11 protein-coding genes and 1 tRNA gene are annotated in these 10,710 nt (G+C 69.3%); 1 reads left to right on the top strand and 11 read right to left on the bottom strand.

What is annotated here, in order from left to right; genetic code table 11:
- Positions 1-40 precede the first annotated feature (40 nt).
- The 10 genes from KIP79_RS50230 to KIP79_RS32985 form a co-directional block, all read right to left on the bottom strand.
- Positions 41-319: a 4a-hydroxytetrahydrobiopterin dehydratase gene (locus KIP79_RS50230; RefSeq protein WP_214108886.1), complete on the bottom strand. Its 279-nt coding sequence runs from the start codon at positions 317-319 to the stop codon at positions 41-43.
- Between the two features lie 553 nt (positions 320-872).
- Positions 873-1,853 (bottom strand): tyrosine-type recombinase/integrase, encoded by a 981-nt coding sequence (locus tag KIP79_RS33025; protein ID WP_214108880.1) that lies wholly within the window; start codon positions 1,851-1,853, stop codon positions 873-875.
- Complete coding sequence (locus KIP79_RS33020; protein WP_214108879.1) at positions 1,853-2,482, bottom strand: GIY-YIG nuclease family protein; 630 nt, start codon at positions 2,480-2,482, stop codon at positions 1,853-1,855. Before KIP79_RS33020 ends, KIP79_RS33025 begins: the two co-directional genes overlap by 1 nt.
- 109 nt (positions 2,483-2,591) lie before the next feature.
- Positions 2,592-2,663, bottom strand: a tRNA-Val gene (locus KIP79_RS33015).
- Between the two features lie 16 nt (positions 2,664-2,679).
- Positions 2,680-3,438, bottom strand: a complete 759-nt coding sequence (locus tag KIP79_RS33010) for a quinone oxidoreductase family protein (RefSeq protein WP_214108878.1) — start codon at positions 3,436-3,438, stop codon at positions 2,680-2,682.
- A gap of 692 nt (positions 3,439-4,130) precedes the next feature.
- Positions 4,131-4,493 (bottom strand): hypothetical protein, encoded by a 363-nt coding sequence (locus tag KIP79_RS33005; RefSeq protein WP_214108877.1) that lies wholly within the window; start codon positions 4,491-4,493, stop codon positions 4,131-4,133.
- Entirely contained in the window at positions 4,490-5,353 is an 864-nt protein-coding gene (locus KIP79_RS33000) for a DODA-type extradiol aromatic ring-opening family dioxygenase (protein WP_214108876.1), read from the bottom strand. The genes KIP79_RS33005 and KIP79_RS33000 overlap by 4 nt, the downstream gene beginning before the upstream one ends.
- 11 nt (positions 5,354-5,364) lie before the next feature.
- Positions 5,365-6,150 carry a citryl-CoA lyase gene (locus KIP79_RS32995; RefSeq protein WP_214108875.1) on the bottom strand — a complete coding sequence of 262 codons (786 nt, stop codon included), beginning with the start codon at positions 6,148-6,150 and terminating at the stop codon, positions 5,365-5,367.
- Entirely contained in the window at positions 6,147-7,292 is a 1,146-nt protein-coding gene (locus KIP79_RS32990) for a CaiB/BaiF CoA transferase family protein (RefSeq protein ID WP_214108874.1), read from the bottom strand. Before KIP79_RS32990 ends, KIP79_RS32995 begins: the two co-directional genes overlap by 4 nt.
- A gap of 78 nt (positions 7,293-7,370) precedes the next feature.
- Positions 7,371-8,171: an IclR family transcriptional regulator domain-containing protein gene (locus tag KIP79_RS32985; RefSeq protein WP_214108873.1), complete on the bottom strand. Its 801-nt coding sequence runs from the start codon at positions 8,169-8,171 to the stop codon at positions 7,371-7,373.
- A gap of 128 nt (positions 8,172-8,299) precedes the next feature.
- On the opposite strand from KIP79_RS32985, the gene KIP79_RS32980 reads away from it, so the two are divergent.
- Positions 8,300-9,766, top strand: a complete 1,467-nt coding sequence (locus tag KIP79_RS32980) for an amidohydrolase family protein (RefSeq protein ID WP_214108872.1) — start codon at positions 8,300-8,302, stop codon at positions 9,764-9,766.
- Here the strand turns inward: KIP79_RS32980 and KIP79_RS32975 are convergent.
- Entirely contained in the window at positions 9,755-10,684 is a 930-nt protein-coding gene (locus tag KIP79_RS32975; protein ID WP_308170012.1) for an ROK family protein, read from the bottom strand. The genes KIP79_RS32980 and KIP79_RS32975 overlap by 12 nt on opposite strands.
- Between the last annotated feature and the right edge of the window lie 26 nt (positions 10,685-10,710).

Here is a 10,710-nt window from a genome sequence, read left to right as displayed (position 1 = left end):
CACTCGGAAAGTGCCTTTCGAGTTGGTGCGGACAGGACCCTCAGCAAGTCCAATCCTTCCAGCTCAAGGCACTTTTCACGTTTAACGATCGGTTCCGGCCGCTTCCCAGGCGAAAGCCCCAGGCTAGGTCGACATCCGAGGTGGTGATCCCTCCGGTGGTGTGGGTCCAGAGCCGTAGCGTCACCTGGTTGTAGCGGACGTCGATGTCCGGATGATGGTCCACCTTCTCCGCGATGAGGCCGACGCGGACAACCCATCCGAGAGCCGCCGCGAAGTCGGGGTGGGTCGCGGTGCGGACGAGGGTGTCGCCCTCCCTGATCTACTCCGGAAGCTCGGCGAGAGCGGCGGTGATCTCAACCTCGGAGAGCCTGGTACGCGGCGTCGTCATGGCCGCATCCTACGAGTGCGGTCGCTCGACGGGCGGGTCACTGGTTGCTCGGTTGACCAGATGTAAAGGTCTTACCGAGAGCCCGGATAACCGGGTTGACTACGTGATCGGCAAGTTGGTCTACCACCTGAAGGTCCTCCGAACTCCCGAGCCGGGACGAGATGATGTCGCGGGGTTGGCCAAGTACCTGCTGATGTTCTTCGGCGGGGATCACGAAGGGCTCCACCGCCTGCTCAGCGGCTATACCGAAGATCTCTACTTGACCCGAGACACAATGGGTCGTCTCTGGCGGGAAGACCTCACGGCGACATGCTGGCGGCTATATGTCCGCTATTCGGCGAGAGGATCGTGGGAAAGGAGGTGGCCAGACATCGAATCCTGGGTTGAGGGGCGGCGTAGGGAGGCGCGAGAAAGATGATGAGCAACGAGGAGTCCGGCGACGATCTCGGTTTGACCTAATCTCATTCGATCTTTTGCCGGTACATCAGCTCGTACAAGTGGCCGCCTCGCCAGCCAGTATGTCGATGACGACCACGGTGATGTTGTCGGGGCCGCCGTTGTCGACCGCCAACTCGATGAGGCGATCAGCGGCCTGGTCCAACCCGTCGGACATGACCAAGGCGTCTCGGATCACATCGCCGGACACAACCCCGCTCAGCCCATCCGAGCACAGCAGAAGTCGATCGCCCACACGAAGTTCTCGCATTGTGAGGTCCGGCGAGCGGCCGTCAGCCCGGCTATCGAGGAAGCGTGCCATCTCCCAGATCCCCCACTTGGTGAGCACGCCCCGGTTCTTCTCCGCCAGCCACAACTCCGGGGCGTCCGCCCATTTCTGCTTGCACGGACTCGCAGTTACCGGTCCAGGGCAAGCGCACCCCTTGCGGCTGATGGTGACCGTCCGATTCCGGCGCCCCTTCCTGAGCACGCTGATCTCCCGCAGGTCCAAGTCCAGGTCGTCGACGGTCAGCCCCGCGAGTTCGGCCCGGCGGACCCCGGCATCCATGAACACGTAAATGATCGCCAGGTCGCGCCGCTGAACGAACTCCTTGCCCTGGCAGTCCTTGAGCAGTGCACCTAGTTGCTCCTTGCGCAGCACCGGGACCGGCTGCTCCGGCACATCCGGCGGCGACATCCCCGCCATGGGGTTGTGCACCTCGCCTTCGGCCGCCCACCACTTCCAGAACTGCTGGATCGCGCGGTACTGGTTGTTGGCGTACCCCATCGACTTCGATTCCAGCAGGGAGATGATCCACGCCTGGATATGGGGGCGGGACACCTCATCCCAGGCCTCCGCTGGATCCACATCGTCGTCACCCGGCCAGTCCACCAGCCAGTTCGCGAACCGCTCAGCCGCGTCCGTGTAGATCCGGATCGTGTTGTCGCTCTTGTTCTCGGCCCGCAGATGGCGCCGGAACGAGGCGATATGCCTGCCGAACTGAGCGGCGGCGGCTTCGGAGAGGCGCATCAGATCACGTCCCCGAGCGCAATGGCGTCGTGAGCTCGACGCAGCCGCTCCGCCCACTCCGCCTCGGTGAGCGGGGTCGGCTCGCCTCCACCGAGGACCGCCTCGATGGAGCCCTCTCGCCAGCCGAGGGCGTACTCGACCCCAAGTAGCAGTTCGCGCTTGTATGACGTGGATTCGCCCCGTTCAAGGGCACGGTATTCGGCGGGTGCCACACGGGCATCTGCGGCGACCGACTTCTGCGTCCGGCGTGCAGTCTCGCGTGCGCTGCGGAGGACCTCCCCAAAGTGCTTCCACGCGGCACCGTCGTACGGCCTGCAATGGCCCATCTGGGCGGCGAAGGCCCTACGCCCGTTGTCGCGCACGTTGTGCAAGGGGATCAGGTCCCGGATCGCACGCCTCTCGGCGATCTCAGCCTCCTGCCTGGTCGGGTACTGATCCCATGCGATGCGATCGGCGCTGTACCACCAGGGTGAGCTCTGCCTGTGGCCGACCATTCGGAGGAACAGATCGTCGGTTACGCCGACGTAGAGAATCTCGTCCCGGCTGTCATAGATCCGGTAGGTGTAGCTGTTCGCGCCGTGGCGCGGGAGGGGGATTTCGCCCGATGCGACGCGCTGAATCGGGGCCATAGGGCGGGCCCTAGCTAAACGATCTTGACCGGGCGAGTGGTCACTGGCCAGTGTGGCGCTTAGGTAAGACGAAGCCCCCCACCTGTCTGTACTGGTGGAGGGCTTGATGTGGGCGGTACTGGGTTCGAACCAGTGACCCCTCGCTTGTAAGGCGAGTGCTCTACCGCTGAGCTAACCGCCCGGTGGCCGGATACACCCTACGGTACCGAAGGTGGTTTCAGCACATCGGTTATGCGGACGACGTGGCGTGGGGTTGGTGGGGGCGGCCAGGTGGCGGGGAGGTTGGGGAGGGGGAGGGTGGTGTGGGTGACGTGGAGGGTGTGGTTGGTGGCGTGGGTGAAGATTTCGGTTAGGGCGGTGTGGCGTTGGGTGGGGGTGAGGGCGTTGTTGGTGTAGCCGAGGAGGGTGGCTGAGCGGGAGCGGAGGGTGGCGGAGGAGAAGGTGGCGGAGTCGGAGGCGGCGCCGCCGAGGTTGACGATTCGGGCGCCGGGGGCCAGGACCTGGGCTGCGGCGGTGGCGGGGATGCCGAAGACGGGGTCGAGGACTACGTCGGCGCCGCCGTCGAGGGTTTCGCGGAGGCGGGTGGCGAGGGTGTTCGGGTCGTCGGAGTCCAGGAGGGGGACGACGGCGTCGGCGCCGGCGGTGGTGGCGCGTTGTTGGGCCTCGGGTGAGCGGCAGACGGCGATGACTCGGCGGGCGCCGAGGATGCGGGCTGCCTGGACTGCTACCTGGCCTACCGCGCCGCCGGCTCCGAGGACGAGGACCTGCTCGCCGGGGCGTAGTCCTGCCCGCCAGGTCAGGGCCATCCAGGCTGCGACGGCGGAGAGCCCTAGTGCGGCGGCCTCCTCGTCGGGGAGACCGTCCGGAATCGGCACCACTTCGTCGGCCGGGACCAGGCAGTACTCGGCCATGCTGCCGTCCCCGGGGCGCATCCCGGCGTCGGTGGGAAACCACACCCGGGTCCCGTCGGCTGCTCGCCCGACTCCTTGCACCCCTGGCACGTACGGTACGGCCGGCGCCCCAAAGTACGACGTCCCGCTCGCACACAACACATCAAGCGGTGTAACCGGCGCGACCTCCACCTGGATCACCATCTGACCCCGCCGTGGACGCGGCTCAGGCATATCCACCACGACCGGTGGCTGCCCACAAGCCTGAATGACCGCCGCTTTCATATATCCCACCCTGTTCTACCTTCGGTCGGCTTCGCCGTCGTCTGGCGTGGATCTCCCACCCACCCACCCGTTTGGGGCTCCGCCCCAGCGCCCCGTTTGGCCCAGGCGCGCGGGCGCAACCCAGCGCCCCGCTCCGGCCCAAGTGGCGGACACAACCCCAGCGCCCCGCTCGGCCCGAGTGCTCGGCCCCCAACGCCCCTTCGGCCCGAGACCTCCCCCTGCCGTCCGGGACTTCGCCTCAGCCCTCGTTGGCCGGAGACCGCCCCAGCCTTCCGGTGGCTCCGCCCCTGTACGCCGCTCGACCCGGAAACTGCCCTCAGCCCTCTGGATTCCATCTCAGCCCTCATCGGCCAAGGATCGGCTTCAGGCTTTCGGAGCTTGGACTCGCGCGAGCAGCGCCAAGCCGGTAGATCGCCGCCTTGACTCGCCATCGATGGGACTGGCGAGCGTCCTGACCTCGTCAAGGGGTGCTCTTATGTCGAAATATCGGGGTAAGGGAGGCTGAAGTGGGAGAGGCGGCGGCCGTACTCCTTCTGGAAGGCCAGGGGTTCTGGGTAGTCACGTTCGAACATGGCGATGAAGAGGGTGAGGGTGAGGAAGGGGTGTGCGCCTAGTTCGAACAGGCGGACGTAGTCGTGGGACGTCAGGGCGTCTCGTTCAGGGGGTGAGAAGGTCAGCCAGGTGCTGGATTCGCCGGTGTGGCAGTTGAGGATGGTGTTGGCCATCGTGGACTCCCACCAGGTGACGGTGCCTGAAGGGTCCTCGCGGTAACGTTCGACCAGGTCGGGGTCGCGGTCCACGGTGTAGAGGAACTTGTTCAGCAGGTACTTGCTCATGCCGGAACTCCCTCCGGATACCAGGTGAAGTACGCCTCCATGGTGTGGAACAGGTCGAGGGTGTCCACATGGTCGGCTTTGGCGCCGTCCCCGGCCACGCCCATCATGAGCATGAAGTCCATGAAGCCGTGGGTGGCGTTCCCGGGATTCCAGAGGCTGTCCAGGCTGACCTCGGACAGCGCTCGTTCGATGTCCCCGGTCGCGATCCACTCGACGGCGCGGCGGTCGAACTCGGGGTCGGGGCCGTGGGGGCCGAACTGACGCGGCCCGCCGAGTTCCAGTGACAGGTGCCCGGTCCCGATCACCGCCACCCGCAGGTCGCTCGGCCAGGATTCCACCAGCCGCCGGATGGCCCGGCCGAGTTCGACGAAGCGCCAGGGCTGCGGAAGCGGCGGCGCGAAGATGTTGGTGTAGATCGGCACGATCGGCAGGTCGGCCTGGGGCCGGAGCGTGATGATCGGGCAGGTGACGCTGTGGTCGATCCGGAGCTCGTTGCTGAAGGCCAGGTCGAAGCCCTCGTCCAGGCCGCCGCGCAGGATGTGCGCGGACAGGTCCTCGTTGCCGCGCAGGGTCATCCGGGGCAGCCCGAACTCCCGCTCCTCGTTGTAGAAGTTGGCGTCGTAGAAGGGCGCCTTGCCCACCAGGAACTGCGGCATGTTGTCCAGCCAGAGCTGGTGGAAGTGGTCGGAGCCGACCATCACCAGCACGTCGGGCCTGGCCCGGGTGAGCGTCTCCCGGAAGGCCAGGATCTTGGCCACCCAGGCGTCGGCGAACGGCGGCCGTTCCTCCGGTGGGGCCGTGCTGGCGCGGTAATAGAAGGGGTGGTGGGTGGACGCGATGACCGCGGCCAGCGTGGCCATGGGGTGCCTCCTTACTCCTGGTCCGGCAGGTAGGTCGCGTTGCGATCCACGGTGCGGTAGACGTCCATGCCGATGGGGTTGCGGCGTTCCTCCGCCAGGTGCCCGAGCAGACCGGCCGCCCGGGCCAGCAGGGCGAAGCCGCGGAGCAGGTCGATGGGCAGCCCGAGGTCGGCGAGCGCGGCCCCGCACACGCCGGCCCCGTTGAGCGGCAGCCGCCGCCCGAGCACCTGGGGATGCACCCGCCCGATCGCCTCGAACAGCCGCAGATGCGGCCCCCGCAGCCCTTCCTCGGAAGCGATGGCCAGCAGCACCGGCGTACGCGGATCTTCTTCTTTGTGTACGGGATGCCCCAGTCCGGGCACCAGACGACGGGCCTCCCGGGCGCCTTGGACGGCCTGGAGCGCGATCGAATCCCAGCCGGCCTCGTCCAGCTCTTCCCACGCGACGCCCTCCAGGTGCTCGGCCAGGAATCGCCCGGTGTCCTCGGTCACCCCGAGGAACCGGGAGCCCCCGCCCAGCAGCCCGGCGGCCAGCGCGCCCTGGACCGACTCGGGCGCGCTCAGGTAGGTGAGGCGGGCCGCGATGGCGGTCGGCGTGAAGCCGTGGTCGGCCAGCGCGACCAGCACGGTCTCGAACACCCGGGTCTCCCCCGGGCTCGGCCGCCGGCCGGCCACCAGCCAGAACGCCAGCTCGCCGAAGCCGACCCGGCCCATCAGGTCCTTGGCCAGGTCCTGCCCGAGCAGGCGGATGCTGGTGGCGTCGGAGACGCCGATGGATGTCGGAAACTGCTCGCTCATGATCCCCCTGCCAGCCATGCCCTGATCTCGGTGCCGTGTTCGTCGAGGCCCGGGGGTGGCAGCCGGTAGCTGGCCGGCGTACGGGAGAACCCGATCGGATTGCGCACCGACGGCGTCCCGCCGGGTTCGACCACCGGCTCAAGCCCGAGCCGTTCGGCCAAGGCCACCCCTTCGTCCACTGTATTGATGGGCCCGCAGGCCACCCCGGCCGCGCTCAGCTCCGCGAACCACTCGTCCCTGGTGCGCAGCGCCAGCCGCGCCACCAGCAGCGGCCGCAGTTCCTCCCGGTTCCTGGTCCGGTCGGGGGTGGCGGCGAACCGCGGATCGTCGGCCAGCTCGGGCACCCCCAGCACGGCGCAGAGCCGCCGGAACTGCCCGTCGTTGCCCGCCGCGATGATCAGATCCCCGTCCTTGGCCGGCAGCGGCTCGTACGGGAACAGGCTCGGATGCGCGTTCCCCATCCGGTACGGCACCACCCCGCCCGCCACCACCGCGCTGGCGTGGTTGACCAGCCCCGACAGCGCCGAGGAGAGCAGGTTGACCTCGATGTGCTGCCCGCGCCCCGACGAGGCCCGCTCGTAGAGCCCCGCGAGCACCCCCGCCAGCGCGTGCAACCCGGTCAGCACGTCGAAGACCGAGATCCCGGCCCGGTACGGCGGCCCCTCCGGATCCCCCGTAAGACTCATAAGTCCGGAAACAGCTTGGACAATCAGGTCGTAGCCGGGCAGATGGGCGCCGCCACGGGTGCCGAAGCCGCTGATCGAGGCGTACACGACCCCGGGGTTGCCCGCGCTCACGGTCGTGTAGTCCAGCCCGTACGCGGCCAGCCCGCCCGGCTTGAAGTTCTCCACCAGCACGTCGGCCCGGCGGGCGAGTTCCCGCGCCAGCATCAGATCCCCGTCGTCCTTCAGATCCAGGGAGACCGACCGTTTCCCGCGGTTGACCCCGAGATAGTACGTCGACACCTCGCCCCGCACCGGCGGCATCCAGCCCCGGGTGTCATCCCCTGCGGGGCTCTCCACCTTCACCACCTCGGCCCCGAGGTCGGCCAGCAACATGGTGGCGTACGGCCCGGCGAGCACCCGGGAGAAGTCCGCGACGAGCACGCCCGCGAGCGGGCCCGTGCCGGGTTCAGAGAACAAGAACAACCCTTCGTCCGCAGGACGGACATTTGTCCGTCGCGGAACGAGTCTCCGTGCCCGCCCACCCGGGTGTCAAGTTCAGGACGCGGTCACCTGCGGGATCGACTCGCGCAGCGCGAAGTCGGCGCTGATCGCGCCCGCGGTGCGCAGCAGCGACGGCAGATACTCCTCGGTCAGCTTGGCCATCGAGGTCTCCGCGGCGTGCGCGTTCACGTTGACCGCCGCGATGACCCGCCCCTGCCCGTCCCGCAGCGGCGCGGCCACCGAGCGGATGCCGTACGCCAGCTGCTCGTCGGTGACGGCCCAGCCGCTGGCCCGCACCGCACGGAGCACCGAGCACCGCTCCTGTTCGCCCGGCTGCCAGCGCGGCACGATGCCGGACCTGCTCGGCAGCGCGAGCACCCGGTCCACCTCGGCGGGGGGCAGCGCGGCCAGCAGCACCTTGCCCAGCGAGGTGGCCAGCGCGGGGAACCGGGTGCCGATGCTCACCGAGAGCGTGACGATCTTCGGCACCGCCACCCTGGCCACGTACACGATGTCGGAGCCGTCCAGCTGGGCGATGGAGCAGGACTCGTTGGTCAGCGCCACCAGCTGCTCCAGGTGCGGCCTGGCCACCTCCCACAGGCCCATGGACTGCACGTACGCGACGCCGAGCTCCAGCACCCTGGGGGTCAGCATGAAGCCCCCGCGCTCCGGCCGCACGTACCCGAGTTCCTCCAGGGTGAGCAGGATGCGCCGGGCGGTCGGGCGGGCCAGGCCCGTCGCGGTGGCCACCTCGGTGAGGGAGAGCACGGGCCGTCCCGGCTGGAACGCCTTGATCACATCGAGGCCGCGGGCCAGCGCCTCGATGAAGTCCGGGCCGGTGTCCTTACGTGCCATTGGCGGGGTTCCGTTTCCTTCAACGAGAGGTGCCTGAGCGCCTTGACATCGGCTCAGGCTGATCTCATTGTTGCATCACCAAATCGTTAGCCGCCATGCGGACATCTGTCCGATACTGGGGAGGCAGCATGAGCGCCACCGCCGCCCACGAACCCGGCCGGCCCGTCGTCCTGCGGGGCGGGCTGGTCCTGACCATGGACGACCGCCATACCGTGCGGCCCGGCGCCGACGTCCTGGTGATCGGCGAGCGGATCGAGGCCGTCGGCCCCGCGCTCGCGGTGCCCGACGGCACGCTGGAGATCGACGCCTCCGGCGGCATCGTGCTGCCGGGCATGGTGGACACCCACCGCCACCTCTGGCAGACCGCGATGCGCGGCTACGGGGCCGACTGGACGCTCACCCAGTACTTCGTCTGGTACTACCTCGAATGGGGCAAACGTTTCCGCCCGGCGGACATCTACGCGGGCAACCTGCTCGGCGCGATCGAGGCGCTGGACGCCGGCGTGACCACCACCGTCGACTGGTCGCACGGCCTGCAGACCGTCGACCACGCGGAGGCCGCGGTGGACGCACTGGAGGCGGTCCCCGGGCGGTTCGTGCTCGCCTACGGCAACATCCAGCAGGGCCCCTGGGAGTGGGCCACCGCCCCCGAGCTGCGGGACTTCGTCGCCCGCCGCATCCACGGCCGCGGCGACCGGCTGGGCTTCCAGCTGGCCTTCGACGTGACCGGAGACCCGGCTTTCCCGGAGCGGGCCGCCTTCGAGGCGGCCCGCGAGCTGGGCGCCCCGGTCACCACCCACGCGGGCGTCTGGGGCGCCACCAACGACACCGGCATCCGGCTCATGCACGAGCACGGCTTCATGACCCCGGAGAGCGTGTACGTGCACGCGGCCACCCTCACCGCCGACTCCTACCAGCGCATCGCGGCCACCGGCGGCTCGGTCTCGGTCTCCACCGAGAGCGAGCAGAGCGCCGGCCAGGGTTACCCGCCCACCTGGCAGCTGCGCCGGTACGGCATCCCGGTGTCCCTGTCCATGGACACCAGCGTCTGGTGGAGCGGCGACCTGTTCTCCGCGATGCGGGCCACCCTGGGCGCCGACCGCTCCCGCGAGCACCTGGAGGCGCACGCCCGCCAGGACACGGTCACCCACTGCCACCTGCGCGCGGAGGAGGTCGTGGACTGGGCGACCAGGGGCGGCGCCAGGGCGCTCGGCCTGGACTCGGTGATCGGCAGCCTGGAGCCGGGCAAGAAGGCCGACGTCGTCCTGCTCAAGAACGACGCGTCCCCGGCCATGTTCCCGATCCTCAACCCGTACGGCCACGTGGCCTTCCAGGCCCAGCGGGCCGACGTGCACACGGTGCTGGTCAACGGCCGCCTGGTCAAGCAGGAGCACCGGCTGACGGGCGTGGATCTGGAGGCCGCCCGCCAGGCCGTCCAGAACACCGTGGAGCATCTCCAGTCGGAACTGGGCGAGCAGGCGTGGATCGCCGGGATGAACCCCGATGTTCCGGAAACCAAGATCCAGGACAACCCGTACACGTACACCGACTGGGACGCCAGGGACGCCCGCTGGAAGCAGAAGTCAGGCGATTAGTCCTTCGGGACGCCAGTCCGGGAGCCCGGCGGCGCGCCAGCCCAGGATCGCCGCGCCGAGCATGCCCGCCCGCACCCCGAGGGTGGCCGGCCGGAGGGGTGGCGGCTCGCGGAAGGACAGGCGTGCCGACAGCCGTTCGGCCAGCGGGTCGAGCAGGGCAGGGCCCGCCTCGCCCAGGCCGCCGCCGATGACGATCAGGGACGGGTCCAGGACCAGGGTGTAGGTGGCCAGGGAGATGGCCAGGGCCTCGACGGCCTCGCCGAACACCCCGGCGGCGTCGGGATCGGTGTCGGCGCGCTCGACGACCTCCTTGGCGGAGGCGAACTCGCCGGTGCGCAGGGTGTAGCGGCGGGCCAGCGAGGCGGCCGAGGCGTAGGTCTCCAGGCAGCCGCGCTGGCCGCAGGCGCACTTCTCGCCATCCGGCCAGACGGGCGCGTGCCCGATCTCGCCGCCCCACCCGCCCGCGCCCCCGTACGGTTCCCCGGCGATCACCACGGCACCCGCGATCCCGGTGCCGAGCGAGAGGAAGAGGAAGTCGGCCACGTCCCTGCCGCCGCCGAAGACGCTCTCGGCCAGCCCCCCGGTCCGTACGTCGTGACCGAGCACGGCGGGCAGCCCCGGGGGCACGAAGGCGGCGGCGGGCACGTCGCGCCAGCCCAGGTTGGCGGAGAACAGGGCGGTGGTCGCCGAGACGATGCCGGGCACCGCCAGTCCCACCCCGGCGGGCGCCGCGCCGAACCGCTGACGGCCCTCCTCGGCCAGTTCGGCCACGTACGACCGGACGGCACCGACCACGGCTTCGGGCCCGTGCTCCCGCCCGGTGGCCCGGCCAGGAAAGTCCGTCACCTCACCGGAAACCGTGGCAAGGCCGCCCTTCATCGATGTCCCGCCCACATCCAGGGCGACCACGTAGCTCACCGGCACATCGTGCTCAATATCTTGGC

The organism is Acrocarpospora catenulata, assembly GCF_018476525.1.
Taxonomy (GTDB): Bacteria; Actinomycetota; Actinomycetes; order Streptosporangiales; family Streptosporangiaceae; genus Acrocarpospora; species Acrocarpospora catenulata.
This window is presented reverse-complemented; position numbering and strand designations above follow the sequence as displayed.